This window comes from Methyloversatilis sp. XJ19-49 (genome assembly GCF_024580145.1).
Lineage (GTDB): Bacteria > Pseudomonadota > Gammaproteobacteria > Burkholderiales > Rhodocyclaceae > Methyloversatilis.
The window spans coordinates 1-14,944 of the sequence record NZ_JANINI010000015.1 but is presented as its reverse complement, the minus strand read 5'-3'; the positions used below and the strand labels follow the sequence as shown (position 1 = coordinate 14,944).

Below are 14,944 nucleotides of genomic sequence, written 5' to 3'. Positions count from 1 at the left end.
GCCTACAATCCGCTGCCGAACCACGCCTCACGACACGACATGGCGCCGCAAACCGACGAATCCCCCCTCGTACAGAACGATGATTTCGCCCCGACGCTGGTGCGCTGGCAGCGTCTGAACGGCCGCCATGACCTGCCCTGGCAGCACGGCGACGCCTACGGAGTGTGGGTGTCGGAAATCATGCTGCAGCAGACCCAGGTGCAGACGGTAATCGGCTACTACGCCCGCTTCATGGCGCGCTTTCCGACGCTGGCTGCACTCGCGGCGGCCGACGAAGGCAGCGTGATGGAGTCATGGAGCGGCCTGGGCTACTACGCCCGCGCACGCAATCTGCACCGGGCGGCGCGCGAGGTCATGCAACGCTTCGACGGACGCTTCCCGGCGACCGCGGGCGACATCGCCAGCCTGCCTGGCATCGGCCGCTCGACCGCCGCTGCCATTGCCACGTTCTGCTTTGGCGCGCACGAACCGATACTCGACGGCAACGTGAAGCGCGTGTTCGCCCGTGTATTCGGCATCGAGGGCTTTCCGGGCGCGCGTGCGGTCGAGCAGCAGATGTGGGCGCTTGCGCATGAGTTGATGCCGAAGCGCGACGGCGCCGCCTACACCCAGGCCTTGATGGATCTGGGTGCCACGGTATGCACGCGCGCCCGTCCGCGCTGCGCCGACTGCCCGCTGCGCGCGCGCTGCGTGGCTGAGCGCGCCGGTCGCCAGCGCGAACTGCCGGCGCCGCGGCCGGCAAAGGTCAGGCCGCAGCGTCTGCGCTTTGCGCTGCTAATCGAATGCGCGGGCCGCGTACTGCTGGAACGCCGCCCGGGCCAGGGCATCTGGGGCGGGCTGCTGAGCCTGCCGGAACTGACTGCGCAAACCCGGCCCGATGCGCTGGCCGAAGCAGGACGCTGGCTGGCGACCCACGGTCTGCCGGACCACGCCGCCGAGGCGATGGCGCCGGTCGTCCATGGCTTCACGCATTTCGAATTGCATCTGGTGCCGCTGCATATATGCATCGCTGCCAGCGCAGCGCCTGTGCTGGCAGCGGAAACCGCGCTGCACTGGCAGCCGCTGGACAGCGCCACCGAGGCGGCGCTGCCGGCGCCGGTACGCAAGCTGCTTGCCCAGCATGATGCATGCCGCCGCACGTCGCTACGCCTGCCATGAAGTGCCGCGACGGCTGCGGCGCCTGCTGCATCGCACCTTCCATTTCCAGCCCGATTCCGGGCATGCCTCATGGCAAGCCGGCCGGTGTGCGCTGCGTGCAACTCGACGAGCACGAGCGCTGCCGCATTTTCGGCTTGCCCGAGCGCCCTGCCTGCTGCGGCGGCCTGCAGCCATCGGCCGACATGTGCGGCGACGGCCGCGCGCATGCGCTGGTGTGGCTGGCAGAGCTGGAACACGCGACCCGCACTGGCTAGGCGCTGTTCTCATTTGATTCGTGGACCGCGTTGCACCGCCCGGCCTGACGGCAATTCAGGCGGCGTCACTGCGCCCTGCCCTGCGACGCGCTGACCTGCAGGCAAGGAGCGCGCCCGCCTTAATTGCGGGAATACGGCATTTTGTCTGCGCTTATCGGCGCCTGTGACGGGCGTCACACGGATTAACATTGTGGTATTGCGTTCCGTGGGCCATCCCCATGCACCTGTTCCGTGCCCTCACCGTGCAGTTCATCGCGTGGGCCGTTGCCGTGTTTGCCCTGCTTTACACGGTCACGCCTCCCGCCGGGCTGACCGCTGTAGTGATCATGCAGGGCGGCATTGCAGCTGCGCTGGCGCTTGCCATGGGCGCTCCGCGCTGGTGGGTCATCATCCATCTGCTTTTTTCGCCGCTGGTGGTCGCTGCGCGTGCGCTCGACATTGCACCCGCCTGGTATCTGTTCGCGTTCCTCGCACTGTCGGCCATTTTCTGGTCGACGTTCCGCACGCGCGTGCCGCTGTTCCTGACCAATCAGGCGACCGCACGCGCGCTGCTCCTGACGCTGCCGCAGGACAGACCGGTCCATCTGGTCGATCTCGGTTGCGGCACCGGCAGCCTGTTGCGCCGGCTGGCCATGTCGCGACCGGACTGCCGCTTCACCGGCATCGAAAACGCACCGCTGCCCTGGCTGATCGCCCGCCTGCGCAACCGCCATCTGCCGAACGTGACCATCCGCCGCGATGATCTGTGGTCCGCCCACCTCGGTCACTTCGACGTGGTGTATGCCTTCCTGTCACCGGTTCCGATGCCGAAGCTGGGGCGCAAGGCAGCGCTGGAAATGCGCCCTGGTGCGCTGCTCATCGCCAACAGCTTCGAAATACCGGGGCTGAGCACGGACCGCATCGTCGAGGGCGAGCCCGGAGCGCGTGAGCTGTATGTCTACAGTTTCGCCTGCCGACGCAGCAAGAACGAACCTGCAGCAAGTGGCGCGAACGCGGAATTGGCGCCCGTTACGGCCGCAGTTCCGGGCGATGCCGACGGGCTCGTCGCGTAACAATCACTCATCGAATTGCACTCGGTACGACGGGGAACATCACCATGGCTGAAATCATCTGTGTCATCGGCAACAAGGGCGGCACCGGCAAGACCACGCTGTCGCACATGCTCTGTCAGGGGCTGGGGCTGCTGAACCAGCGTTCGGTATGTGTGCTGACCGACATCGGCCGCGAGCCGCTGGATCCGGAAGGCCGGCGCTACCTGACAGCGGACGCACGTTCGCGCGATGCGCTCGCCAAGGTGGTGGAGAAGATCCGCGGGCTGAACAAGTGGATCGGCGTCATCGACGGCGGTGCCAACCGCAGCGACATGGATCGCCACCTGTACAGCCTCGCACACCTCGTTCTGTTGCCGTTCCGTGATTCGCACGAGGACATGCGCACCGTGCAGCAGGATCTGGAAGCCTTCCCGCGCGCGCTGGCGTTGCCGATGCAGTGGCCGACCAACAGCTGGGCGCGCGAAGCGGCCGACCGTACGGTCGAAGCCCAGTTGGGCGCCTACCGCAACCGCATTCTGGAGCCGGTGTTCGCAATTTCGTCGTCGAAGCAACTGCTGCAGAAACGCATCCCGGAAACGCTGCCGTCGCCGCTGGCAAATGCCTGCCGCAGGGTTGCCGCACCGGTGCTCGACATCCTGCGCATCGAGCATGAGGAAGTGGACATCGACGCCGAAGACACGATGGACGAACATGCACGGACGCAGTCCCGGCACGAGGTGGACGCCGCGATCGGCGCTCACTGACCGACCGCGCGAATCGGGCTGCCGGTCAGTGCGAGCGCCGGCGAGCCTGCTCTCGCGCCAGTGCGATCAGCAACTGGGCGCGCGAAGCCACCTTGTAGGCACTCAGGATGCGGCTCACGTGAACCTTCACCGTACCTTCGGCCAATCCGAGCGATTCGGCGATTTCACGATTGCTGCACCCCTCGGCCAGCAGCAGCAGCACGCGCTGCTGCGCACGTGTCAGGCCATGGGTCGCTGGCGGATCGACAACTTTCGACCGCGCGGGCGGCGTGTAGAGATTGCCATCGAGCACTTCGCGCACGGCCTCAACCAGTTGCGCGCCCGAATCGCCCTTTGACACGAAACCTGAGGCCCCGTGACGCATGGCCCGGTTAACTGTCGGCTTGTCACTGAGTGCCGACACCACCAGAACCGGTAGCGAAGGGTCACGCTCGCGCAACGTCGCGAGCAGGGAAAACCCGTTCATGCCCGGCATGATCAGGTCGGTGATCACCAGATCGATGTCATCGCGTTCGTCGATCAGAGTGAGCGCATGCGCCGCGTCGGTCGCCTCGATGACACTGAGGGTGCCTCCCAGCCGGGAAAGTGTCTGCGCCAGCCCCTCGCGCACCAGCGCGTGGTCGTCTATGACCAATATGCAACCCAACGGAAGCTCCTTTGCTCGGCTGATCGCAGCGTGACTGCTCTGGCTCACATGATGCGGGCCCACCAAGCATGCCGAATGTGCTGCACGTTGATTCTAATCGCGCAGAAACCCAGCCCGATTCATCCATAGAGACTACGTCTTAAGTTATATCTTTCAGAGCGGTATCGTGTCGTTTCCGCCATCATGAGTGTCTTTGAAAAGGTAAGCTGGCAGCCGACATCCCTGCGCAAGCACAATGAAGATACTGATCGTTGATGACCATCCGTTGATCCGCGAGGCACTGCGCCACGTGTTGCCCGGCCTCGCCGCAGACATCCGGCTCTATGACGCGTCGGACCTGGAGAGCGGACTGGCGCTGGCCGAACAGCATCCGGATCTCGACCTTGCGCTGCTCGATCTGACGCTGCCGGGCTGCAGCGGAATGAGTGCGTTGCGTACCTTCCGCTCGGCGCAGCCGGCATTGCCCATCGTTGTGCTGTCGGGCTTCGACGACACGGACACCGTCATTTCGTCACTCGACGAAGGCGCCATGGGCTTCATTCCGAAGTCCAGCAGCAATGAAGTGCTGCTGGGCGCGCTGCGCCTCGTGTTGTCCGGCGGCGTCTACGTGCCACGCCAGGCGATCGCGGGCGAATATGGCCTTGGCGCACCGCGGCGCGATGACGCACCGCGCAAGCCGCAGACCGCATCGGACATCGGCTTGACCGAACGCCAGTCCGAGGTGCTGACGCTGATGGTTCAGGGCATGCCGAACAAGGAAATCTGCCGCGAGCTGAATCTGGCCGAAGGTACGGTAAAGGTGCACATCACGGCGATCCTGAAGGCGCTCGGCGCCACCAACCGCACCCAGGCCGTCGTCGCGGCAAGCCGCATCGGCCTCAAGCTCGGTCCGTCGGGCGGCTCGCAATGACGGTGCAGACGGGCATTGCGGTGCCCGAAAAGACGACGATCGAATCGCTCACCCGCGAACGCGGGGATGCAGCGGCACGGCTCGACGCGCTTGAACAGGCTTTGCTTGACAAGCAGGTGCGCGCGACCCAGATTGACATGCTGTATGCGAACCTTCGTACCGCCTTCGGCGGTCAGGTGCTTGGCACGGTGCTGGTGGCCATCACCATGTACACCGCCTTCCCGCTGATGACGGTCGCGCTCTGGTTTGCCGCGTCGGTCGCCAACCAGATTTCGCGTCTGGTGCTGCTGCGCATGTACAACCGCGCTGCCCCGAATGCCGACGACGCCCCGCGCTGGGGCAACTACTGGCTGGTCGGCGCTGTGGTTTCGGGTGTGCTGTGGAGTTCCACACTGTGGCTGTTCTTCAGTCCGGATGCGCCGCAGCAACAGATCGTGCTGATGTCGCTGCTGGTGTCGGTGTGCGGCGTGGCGGTGGCCATCACGTCGATGCATCTTCCGAGCTACTACGCCTTCCTGTTTACGACGCTGTTGCCGGTGATCGCGCGCTACATCTGGGAAGGCGGTCGTTATGACCTGCTGATCGCGTTCATCGTGACCGTGCTGATGATCGCGTTGTGGAAGGTGGGCCGGAATTTCAACGCACTGATCGAACGCGCGCTGCGCAGTCGCTACGCCAATGAGGTGCTGAGCAAACGACTGGAGGCACAGAATGTCGAACTGTCGCAGGCACGCGATCGCGCCGATCAGGCCAGCCGCGCGAAAAGCCAGTTCTTCGCTGCAGCCAGCCATGACCTGCGCCAGCCGCTGCATGCCATGGGCCTTTTCGCTGCCGCGCTGTCGGCCAAGGCACGTGAACCCGACGTCGCCAATCTGGTGACAAGCATCAGCAGTTCGGTCGAAGCGCTGGAAGGTCTTTTCAACGAATTGCTCGACATTTCGAAGATCGACTCCGGCAAGGTAAAGCCCGAAATCACCGACGTTTCGGTCACGGCACTGTTCGACCGACTGCGCATGGACTTCGAGCCGGAAGCGTTCGACCGCGGCCTGTCGTTCCGCATGCCATCGCGCAGCGCATGGGTACGCAGTGATCCGGTGCTGCTCGAACGCATCCTGCGCAACCTGATTTCCAACGCGATGCGCTACACGCGAACCGGTGGCGTGCTGGTCAGCACCCGGCTGCGCAAGGGCAAACTTCGATTCGAGGTCTGGGATACCGGCATGGGCATTGCGCCGGACGATCAGGCGCGCATCTTCGAAGAGTTCGTGCAGCTCGCGAACGCGGAGCGCGACCGACGCAAGGGACTCGGGCTCGGCTTGTCCATCGTGCAGCGGCTGGCAGCATTGCTCGACCATCCGGTCAGCCTGTCATCACGGCTGGGTCGCGGAACAGTTTTCCGCGTTGACGTTCCGATGGGCCGCGCGCCGGTCGTACGTGTCGCAGCGGCCCGCGTCGAACGCAGCCAGGCCGATCTGGGCGGCCGCTGCATTCTGGTGATCGACGACGAGGCAAGCATCGTCGACGGCATGAGCGCGCTACTCGGCAGTTGGGGGGCGGAAGCGCTGATTGCCGGGACCGCGGCCGAGGCTATGGCGCAGGTCACTGCACGCGACGCGCCACCCGACCTGATCATCGCCGACTATCAGTTGCGCGACGGAGAAATCGGGCCGGAAGTGGTGACCGCGGTTCGCCGGCATTTCGGCACCGAAATCCCGGCCATTCTTGTGACTGGCAGCGCGACGCCGGAGCGGCTGGAAGAAGCGCGCGATCTCGGCCACCACCTGCTGCTCAAGCCGGTCATGCCGGCCAAGCTGCGCACGCTGATCCAGTTCAAGCTGAAGGAAGCAGTGAAAGCCTGAGGCACGCACAGGTCTAGACCGAAAGGACGATTGCTGCCCTACATCCCGTTTAACAGAATGAAGTTGTTGTGCACGTTGTGTCCCCTTGACGCGGTCTGCGAAGGCCGCGTTTTCTTTTCGCGCCGGCTCTGCGTGGCCGCTGAAACGGTCCGGGGACGGGAAGCGCGCTCACCTCGCGCGCCGCTGCTATGCTCTGCCGACATTCCGCGACAGAGGTGACGACATGGCTGGCGATCCTTCCCAGTACGATCCAATGGAATTTCTCCGCTCGGTATGGGGGCAGATGCCCTTTCCGGTACCCGGTTTCGTGACGCCTACGCTCGACGTCGGCGAACTCGACAAGCGGATTGCCGATCTCAAGGCAGTCGAAGGCTGGCTGCGCATGAACATGGGCATGCTGCAGACCAGTATCCAGGGGCTGGAAGTCCAGCGCGCCACACTGGCCACGATGCAGGCAATGGCAGCGCACGCCGGCGGCACCGCACCGGCGCCCACCGCTGCCGCAAACCCGATGCAGGCCTTCGGCAATGCGGCCATGTGGCCATGGTCGGTGATGCAGAACAGCGCAGCGGCCACCCCGTCTGGCGCTGCACCGGAAGTTGATCCCGTCCCACCCAGTGATGGATAACCGCCGCAGGAACTAGTCCGTGAACACCTTTGCAGCGAGCACCGCCTTTCATGAAGACTGGCCGGTTGCGATGGACCGGGCTCTTGGCACGCTGGATATGCCCGGCGGCGCCAATCTCGGATTCGTTTATTTCACCGACCATTACGGCAACGACGTACAGGCCATGGTTGACCGGCTGACGCTGCTGACCGGCATCCCCAATTGGGTCGGCACCTGCTCGCTCGGCGTGATCGGCCGCAGCAGCGCTGCGCAGAACCACCCCGGTCTGGCGCTGCTGGTCGCCCGCCTGCCCGAGGGCAGCTTCCAGGTCTTTTCCGGGCGCGATCGCCTGCCCAACATGCTGGGCATCGATGCGGGGCGCGAGCAGCCTTACTTCGCCGTCGTGCACGCCGACCCGTCGACGCCGGACATGAGCGACCTGATCACCGACATGGCGACCAAGGTGTCGAGCGGTTTCATTACCGGCGGTCTGGCACTCTCGCGCGGCCGGGCGCCGATGATCGCCAACGGCGCACTTTACGGCGGCATCAGCGGCGTGGCCTTCAATGAGCAGGTGAGCATCACGACCCGGCTGACGCAGGGCTGTTGCGCCGTCGGTCAGGCACGTATCGTCACCGCCTGCGACCAGAATGTGGTGACCGAGATCGATGGTCGGCCGGCGCTCGATGCCTTCCTCGAAGCGGCTGGTACTTCGCTCGGCCAGGATCTGCGCCGTGCTGTGCGCTACATCCTTCCCGGACTGGGCATTCCGGGGCGTGACGACGCCGAGTTCCGGGTACGCAATGTGATCGCGCTCGACCCGGCGAGCGGCGTGTTCGCCATCAACGATGCCGTCGAGGTCGGGCAGCGCATCCGCTTCTACCGGCGCGATGGTGACTGCGCACGCGCCGACATGATGCGCATGCTGCACGAGCTGCACGACTCGCTCGACGCGCCGCCGAAAGCGGCGCTGTATGTGTCGTGCGCGGCACGCGGCGAGCACATGTTCGGCAACGACAATGCCGAACCGGACATGCTGGAAGCCGTGTTTCCAGGTCTGCCGGTGGCCGGATTCTTCGCAGGCGGCGAGATTTCGCATGATCAGCTGTACGGCTACACTGGTGTGCTGACCCTGTTTCTATAGCGGATGACATGGCACGAAACCCGAACGGCAATGCTGATCAGCCGCCCGTTGGCGCAGGCGAAGAGCGGCTCGACCGGCGTCGGTTCCTGAAGCAGGGCGCTGCGCTTGCAGGTGCCACTGCAGCGGCCGGCGCAACGGCGGCACAGTCCGGCGGCGACCTGCCGTGGCTGCATGTGCCGGGCCAGCCCTTTTCTGCGTACGGACAACCTTCGTCGCACGAGCGCTACACCGCGCGGCGCATCGGCGCCAACCGTGCGGTCGCCGGAAACGGCGTCTCGTTCACGCCGCTGGAAGACCTCGACGGCACGATCACGCCGAACGGCCTTCACTTCGAGCGCCACCACAACGGCGTTCCGCAGATCGATCCGGCGCAGCACCGCCTTGTGGTGCATGGCCGGGTACGCCAGGCGCTGAGTTTCGATGTGAAGTCGCTGCTGCGCTACCCGATGCGTTCGCAGATGCTGTTCATCGAATGCGGCGGCAACAGCAACGCCGGCTGGCACGCCGAACCGATACAGCGCCCGGCCGGATCGGTGCATGGTCTGGTGTCATGCGCCGAATGGACTGGAGTGCCGCTGTCCTTCCTGCTCGACGAGGCGGGCGTGGATCAGGAGGCCTCGTGGGTGATCGCCGAAGGGGCGGATGCCGGGGCGATGAACATGAGCATACCGCTCGGCAAGATGCGCGAAGACTGTCTGATCGGGCTTTACCAGAACGGCGAACGGCTGCGCCCGGAAAACGGTTATCCGATGCGGCTCATCGTGCCCGGCTGGGAAGGCGTGCTGCATGTGAAGTGGCTGCAGCGGCTTGAAGTCGCCGACCAACCGGTGATGTCGCGCAACGAAACGTCGAAGTACACCGAGTTGCTACCTTCGGGCAAGGCTCGCCAGTTTACCTTCACGATGGACTGCAAGTCGTTGATTACCTCGCCGTCGCACGGCCAGACACTGCGCCAGCCGGATGTGTATCAGATCAGCGGTCTCGCCTGGAGTGGTCACGGACGCATCACGCGGGTCGAAGTGTCGGTCGACAATGGCAGGCAATGGACCGATGCCGTCCTGCAATCACCTGCACTGCCGCGTTGCTTCACGCGCTTTCGCCTGCCGTGGCGCTGGGACGGCAAACCGGCGGTACTGAAAAGCCGGGCTACCGACGAGGCCGGCAACATGCAGCCGGAACGCGCGGCACTGATCGCGGAACGCGGCCGGGCCGGTTATTTCCACTACCATGCGATCGTGGCCTGGGCGGTCGAGGACGATGGACTGGTTTCGCATACTTATTAGCGCTGCTGTGGCGACCACGCTGCTCAACGGCTGCGCCGCGCCGCTGGCCCAGCGCGTCGAGGCGCCGAAGCTGGGCGTTCCAGTCGCCGCCGATGGACTGGCGGCGCAGACGCTCAATGTATTTCCGGACGGTCGCGGTCTGCCGCCCGGACAAGGCTCGGTAAAGGAAGGGGCACCGTTGTTCCTCCGTCACTGCGCCGCCTGCCATGGCAGGGATGGACGCGGCGGTACAGCCGAGGAGCTGACCGGCGCCAGCCGTCCGCTCGACCATCCCGCGGCCGACAAGACCATCGGCAGCTACTGGCCGTTTGCCACCACGCTGTTCGATTTCATTCGTCGCGCCAAGCCGATGACGGCACCCGGTACCCTGAATGCCGACGAGGTGTATGCGCTGAGCGCCTGGTTACTGCACGCCAACGGCTTGATCGCTGCCGACGCGGTCATGGACGCCGCGCGGCTGGCCGCTGTGCGAATGCCGAACCGTGAAGGCTTCATCCGCGTCGAAGCTCCCTGAAGAAGGCATACAGGCCCGTTGAGGCACCGTACCCTTCACCCCGCCTGGCCGTCAGCGCAGCCCGACCCTCAGCGCGAGAGCGCCGATCATGAAGGCGGCAAAGGCCAGGCCGAGCCCTGATTCCGATTGCTCGTCCAGCAATCCGGCGAGCGGGTAGTTCTGACGGGCGTTCGTCACGGATGCTTCGCGGCAGTCTGCACGGCTCTCGACTGTCCGCGAGGAGGTGACACATGAAGCCGGTACGTCAAGCGCATCTGCATGCGCAGGCATCGCTGTACCCAGAGCGGCGCACAGGGTGATGCACGGTAGAAGAGATCGGATGTTGCAACGCATGCTGCCCTCCTTCTTCAAAAGTGATGTCAGGAGGGGTGTACGCAACATCGGTGCCAGCCGACGGAATTCTTAACCGACTGTTTTCATTAGGCGTTGAACGGGCAACCAGAAGGTACCTGGCACCACGATCGGCCATCGCCGCGCTGCTGCACTATTGCAGTGCAACAAATCAGCCGCCGAAGCTGGCGATCAGCCTGACCAGCGTGTCGCCGTAACGCTCGATCTTGCGGCTGCCGAAGCCGGCGATGTCGGCCAGCTCGTCGCAGTCCGCGGGCCGGTTGCGCGCCAGTTCGATCAACGTGCTGTCGTGCAGGATGACGTAGGCGGGGACGGACTGGGTACGCGCCTCGTCGAGACGCCAGGCTTTCAGTGCAGCAAGCAGGTCTGCATCGACGCCTTCCGTCGAGATCGGAGCGGCCGCACGACTGCGCCGTGCGCCGGATTCCTTGATGCGCTCGACGATGCGCCGCATCGTCACCCTCTGTTCGCCGCGCAGAACCGGGCGTGCAGCGTCGGTGAGCACCAGGGCGCCGAAGGATTCCTGATCGACGCGCGCAAATCCGAGCGCCACAAGCTGACGGAACACGCTGCGCCATAGATTCTCGTCTTCCGCCTTGCCGATCCCATGTACCGAAAGCTTGTCGTGTCCCCATTGGCGGATGCGCTCGGTGTCCTTGCCGCGCAGTACGTCGATCAGATGGGTGGCGCCGAAGCGGTTGCCCGTGCGATAGATGGCAGACAGCGCTTTTTGCGACGCCACCGTGGCGTCCCAGGTTTCCGGCGGATTCAGGCAGTTGTCGCAGTTGCCGCACGGAGCGCCCTGCTCGCCGAAATAGGCGAGCAGATGCACGCGCCGGCAGTGCGCGGTTTCGCACAGGCCGAGCAGCGCGTCGAGCTTGCCGCTGGAAATGCGCCGGAAGGCTTCGTTGCCTTCCGACTGGTCGATGAAGCGACGCTGCTGCACCACGTCGGCGAGACCATAGGCCATCCAGGCGTCCGCCGCCGTGCCGTCGCGACCGGCCCGACCGGTTTCCTGGTAGTAACCTTCGATCGAACGCGGCAGGTCGAGATGGGCGACAAAGCGCACGTCCGGCTTGTCGATGCCCATGCCGAAAGCGATCGTGGCCACGACAACGATGCCCTCCTCGCGCTGGAAGCGCGCCTGATTGACGGCACGTGCCTGGGTGTCCATGCCGGCATGGTAGGGCAGCGCCTTCACACCCTGCGCAACCAGCCATTCGGCGGTTTCGTCCACTTTCTTGCGCGATAGGCAGTACACGATGCCGGCATCGTCAGCATGCTCGGTGCGGATGAATCGCAGCAGTTGCTTGCGCGCATCATCCTTGTCCACGATGGTGTAACGGATGTTCGGGCGATCGAAGCTGGACACGAACACGCGCGAATCCTGCAGCGCGAGCCGTTCGATGATTTCCGCGCGGGTCGCCGGATCGGCAGTCGCGGTCAGCGCAATGCGCGGCACGTCCGGGAAGCGTTCGTGCAGCACCGACAGTTGCAGATATTCTGGACGGAAATCATGCCCCCACTGCGCGACGCAATGGGCTTCGTCAATGGCGAAAAGGGCCGGTCGGATGTGGCTCAGCAGGTCGAGGCAGCGCGGCGTGTTCAATCGCTCGGGCGCGACATACAGCAGGTCGAGCTTGCCGTCGAGCAGACGTCGCTCGACGTCGCGTACCTGATCGAGGTCGAGCGTGGAGTTGAGGAAGGCGGCGCGCACACCGAGCAGCGTCAGCGCCGCCACCTGATCCTGCATCAATGCGATCAGCGGCGACACCACAACCGCAGTGCCGGGTCTCAGCAACGCCGGTACCTGATAGCAAAGCGATTTGCCGCCGCCGGTGGGCATCAGCACCAGCGCGTCCCCACCGCCGGCGACATGTTCGACGATGTCACCCTGGGCACCGCGGAAACCGGGATGACCGAACACGTCCTTCAGGACGCGCAGCGCGTTTTCACGCATCACGTTGCGCCCGGTCAACGTCGGTTCGCAGCCGCACCATCAACATCGCACTAATGCGAGTTTCAGCGCGAACCCGAACGATTGCGCGGCGAAAAGAGTGCCGGCGCCTGCGGACGGCGAGCGTCGCCACGACGGGCATCGCCCGCACGCGGCATCACATTGCCATTCACTTCGCGCGGCGCGGCGGCAGCCGGCTGGATGCGGTTGCCGCGATTGTCATCGTCGTCATCGTGCGCACGCGCGGGTGCGCGGTTACCGCCACCGCCGTTGCCAGCTCCCGACGCACGACCTGCAGCATTGCCGTTGCGCGGTGCGCCACCGCCCGGACCGCGACCGGCTCCACGTGGCGCCGGTGCTCCGCCGGCAGCCTTGGGCTGCGCAGCACGCGCAGGACGATCACCACCGGCGCGCGGCGCCGTGCCTGCGGCCGGCTTGCGACGCGGCGCGTCATTGTTGCGCGCACCGCGGCCCGGCGGACGAGGGCCGCGATCCGGTTCCTCGACCACGATGCCAGGCACGAAGCCTTCTGCGGTCGCCTTCGGGATGGCCTGGCGGGTGACCTTCTCGATCGCACTCAGCAGTTTGACCTCTTCACGATCCACCAAAGACACGGCGGAGCCGCTGGCGCCGGCACGGCCGGTGCGGCCAATGCGGTGCACATAATCTTCCGGCACGCTGGGCAGTTCGAAATTGACAACGTGTGGCAACTGGTCAATGTCCAGTCCGCGCGCAGCGATGTCCGTCGCGACGAGCACGCGCAGCGAATTGCTCTTGAAATCGGCCAGCGCACGGGTACGCGCGTTCTGACTTTTGTTGCCGTGGATCGCCAACGCACTGATGCCCTGCTTGTCGAGCTGTTCGGCCAACCGGTTGGCACCATGCTTGGTACGCGTGAACACCAGCACCTGTGTCCATTCGCCCGTATTGATCAAATGCGCAAGCAAATGGCGCTTCTGCTTCTGTTCCACCATGTAGACGCTCTGATCGACACGCTCGGCGGTCGTGTTTCGGGGTGCGACCTCGACCTCGGCGGCGTTGTTCAGCAGGCCATGCGCCAGTTCGCGTATTTCCGGCGAGAACGTGGCCGAGAAAAGCAGTGTCTGGCGGGTCTTCGGCAATGCCGCGATCACCTTGCGAATATCGCGGATGAAACCCATGTCCAGCATGCGGTCCGCTTCGTCGAGCACGAAGATTTCAACGCCCGACAGATCCAGCGTCTTTTCGCCGAGGTGATCAAGCAGACGGCCGGGCGTGGCGACCAGAATGTCGACGCGCTGCTTGAGTCCCTGCAGCTGCGGGTTCATGCCGACACCACCAAAGATGACCATCGAACGCATGCCGGCGTGCACGCCGTAGGTGCGTACCGATTCCTCGACCTGTGCCGCCAGTTCGCGCGTCGGTGTAAGCACCAGAACGCGCGGGCGGCCCGGCGGAATCTTGGCCGGGCGGTTGATCAGCGTGTGCAGGATGGGCAGCGTGAATCCTGCGGTCTTGCCGGTACCCGTCTGCGCAGCAGCCAGCAGGTCGCGTCCGGCCATGACGAGCGGAATGGCCTTTTGTTGAATGGGGGTGGGTTGCGTGTAGCCCTCTTCCGAAATGGCGCGCAACAGCGGTTCAGCCAGGCCGAGCCCGGCGAAATCGACTTCAGTGTTCAAACAGATCTCCAGCGACGGCCCGTCGCTCAAGCTGAGTGACACCAATACAGGCAGACAAATGAGTGACTTCCAGTGGGGAGGCGGGTGCCTCCTGTCGTCAGTGTGACGACGGAAGGTGCCTATTGGTTAGGCACACGCGGAGTGTACAGGGCTTCCGGGCGGAAGTCTTGCATTGCTGCACATCGAGTCGCGTTCATCCTGCAGATCGGAGACGGAGCAAATGATCGATCGCCGCCGCGGCAAGTGCGAAACCGAATGCGCCGGTTACGCAAACGGAGGAGCCGTACCCGGCACAGCTCAGTCCTTGTGGCGTGCTCCGGGCATCGCAGTTGTCTGCGTTCGGGCGACGCAACGTCTCCGATGAGAACACCACGTCGATGCCGAATGGCGCCTTCTCGGGAAGGGGCATTTGCCCACTCTTGCGCAGCAGCTGACGTACGCGTGCCAACAGCGCGTCACCCTGTGCTGCCGCAAGATCGGCACAACGTATGCGCGTCGGATCGATGCGGCCGCCTGCTGCCCCCGCCATCAGCAACCGCATGCCCTTTGCGTGGCAATGCACCGCCATGGCGACCTTGGCCGAAACCTGATCGGTGCAGTCGATCACGATGTTGTAGTGCGTGCCAAGCACCTCGGCGACATTCTCCGGCGTCACGAAATCTTCGAAGGGCGTCACGACGCAAGCCGGATTGATGACGGCGATGCGTTGCGCCATTGCTTCGGTCTTGGGCATGCCGAGTGTGGGCACGAGCGCCTGAATCTGTCGGTTGATGTTCGACTCGGCAACGTGGTCGAGATCGGCAATTGC

General features: G+C 64.7%; 15 protein-coding genes. 10 read left to right on the top strand and 5 right to left on the bottom strand.

Annotation, left to right across the window (positions count from 1 at the left end; genetic code table 11):
- Positions 1 to 39: 39 nt before the first annotated feature.
- The 4 genes from mutY to NMQ16_RS16385 all read left to right on the top strand — a co-directional run bounded on the left by mutY (position 40) and on the right by NMQ16_RS16385 (position 3,207).
- Entirely contained in the window at positions 40 to 1,158 is a 1,119-nt protein-coding gene (gene mutY / locus NMQ16_RS16400; RefSeq protein WP_257081978.1) for an A/G-specific adenine glycosylase, read from the top strand.
- Positions 1,155 to 1,412: a YkgJ family cysteine cluster protein gene (locus NMQ16_RS16395; protein ID WP_257081977.1), complete on the top strand. Its 258-nt coding sequence runs from the start codon at positions 1,155 to 1,157 to the stop codon at positions 1,410 to 1,412. Before mutY ends, NMQ16_RS16395 begins: the two co-directional genes overlap by 4 nt.
- A 218-nt stretch (positions 1,413 to 1,630) precedes the next feature.
- Entirely contained in the window at positions 1,631 to 2,464 is an 834-nt protein-coding gene (locus NMQ16_RS16390; protein ID WP_257081976.1) for a trans-aconitate 2-methyltransferase, read from the top strand.
- Positions 2,465 to 2,508: 44 nt separating this feature from the next.
- Complete coding sequence (locus NMQ16_RS16385) at positions 2,509 to 3,207, top strand: hypothetical protein (RefSeq protein ID WP_257081973.1); 699 nt, start codon at positions 2,509 to 2,511, stop codon at positions 3,205 to 3,207.
- 25 nt (positions 3,208 to 3,232) lie between these two features.
- Here NMQ16_RS16385 and NMQ16_RS16380 read toward each other — a convergent pair whose 3' ends face one another.
- The gene (locus NMQ16_RS16380) at positions 3,233 to 3,853 is read right to left on the bottom strand and encodes a response regulator transcription factor (protein WP_257081971.1); all 621 of its coding nucleotides are present in this window, start codon (positions 3,851 to 3,853) and stop codon (positions 3,233 to 3,235) included.
- 235 nt (positions 3,854 to 4,088) lie between these two features.
- On the opposite strand from NMQ16_RS16380, the gene NMQ16_RS16375 reads away from it, so the two are divergent.
- From NMQ16_RS16375 to NMQ16_RS16350, 6 genes are all read left to right on the top strand, one after another.
- On the top strand, positions 4,089 to 4,763 hold the full coding sequence (locus NMQ16_RS16375; RefSeq protein WP_257081970.1) for a response regulator transcription factor: 675 nt from the start codon (positions 4,089 to 4,091) through the stop codon (positions 4,761 to 4,763).
- Positions 4,760 to 6,622 (top strand): hybrid sensor histidine kinase/response regulator, encoded by a 1,863-nt coding sequence (locus tag NMQ16_RS16370; protein WP_257081969.1) that lies wholly within the window; start codon positions 4,760 to 4,762, stop codon positions 6,620 to 6,622. The genes NMQ16_RS16375 and NMQ16_RS16370 overlap by 4 nt, the downstream gene beginning before the upstream one ends.
- A gap of 253 nt (positions 6,623 to 6,875) precedes the next feature.
- A complete protein-coding gene (locus NMQ16_RS16365; RefSeq protein ID WP_257081968.1) occupies positions 6,876 to 7,250 on the top strand; it encodes a PhaM family polyhydroxyalkanoate granule multifunctional regulatory protein in 375 nt (124 codons plus the stop codon).
- Between the two features lie 19 nt (positions 7,251 to 7,269).
- The gene (locus NMQ16_RS16360; protein ID WP_257081967.1) at positions 7,270 to 8,373 is read left to right on the top strand and encodes an FIST N-terminal domain-containing protein; all 1,104 of its coding nucleotides are present in this window, start codon (positions 7,270 to 7,272) and stop codon (positions 8,371 to 8,373) included.
- Positions 8,374 to 8,381: 8 nt separating this feature from the next.
- Positions 8,382 to 9,656 (top strand): sulfite dehydrogenase, encoded by a 1,275-nt coding sequence (soxC, locus tag NMQ16_RS16355; RefSeq protein ID WP_257081966.1) that lies wholly within the window; start codon positions 8,382 to 8,384, stop codon positions 9,654 to 9,656.
- Entirely contained in the window at positions 9,631 to 10,170 is a 540-nt protein-coding gene (locus NMQ16_RS16350; protein ID WP_257081965.1) for a c-type cytochrome, read from the top strand. The genes soxC and NMQ16_RS16350 overlap by 26 nt, the downstream gene beginning before the upstream one ends.
- A gap of 51 nt (positions 10,171 to 10,221) precedes the next feature.
- Here NMQ16_RS16350 and NMQ16_RS16345 read toward each other — a convergent pair whose 3' ends face one another.
- From NMQ16_RS16345 to NMQ16_RS16330, 4 genes are all read right to left on the bottom strand, one after another.
- Positions 10,222 to 10,347 (bottom strand): hypothetical protein, encoded by a 126-nt coding sequence (locus NMQ16_RS16345; protein WP_257081964.1) that lies wholly within the window; start codon positions 10,345 to 10,347, stop codon positions 10,222 to 10,224.
- 325 nt (positions 10,348 to 10,672) lie between these two features.
- Entirely contained in the window at positions 10,673 to 12,481 is a 1,809-nt protein-coding gene (gene recQ / locus NMQ16_RS16340) for a DNA helicase RecQ (RefSeq protein WP_257081963.1), read from the bottom strand.
- A 62-nt stretch (positions 12,482 to 12,543) separates the two neighbouring features.
- Positions 12,544 to 14,136, bottom strand: coding sequence for a DEAD/DEAH box helicase (locus tag NMQ16_RS16335; RefSeq protein WP_257081962.1), 1,593 nt, complete (start codon positions 14,134 to 14,136; stop codon positions 12,544 to 12,546).
- Between the two features lie 193 nt (positions 14,137 to 14,329).
- The gene (locus NMQ16_RS16330) at positions 14,330 to 14,941 is read right to left on the bottom strand and encodes a ThiF family adenylyltransferase (protein WP_257082066.1); all 612 of its coding nucleotides are present in this window, start codon (positions 14,939 to 14,941) and stop codon (positions 14,330 to 14,332) included.
- Positions 14,942 to 14,944 lie beyond the last annotated feature (3 nt).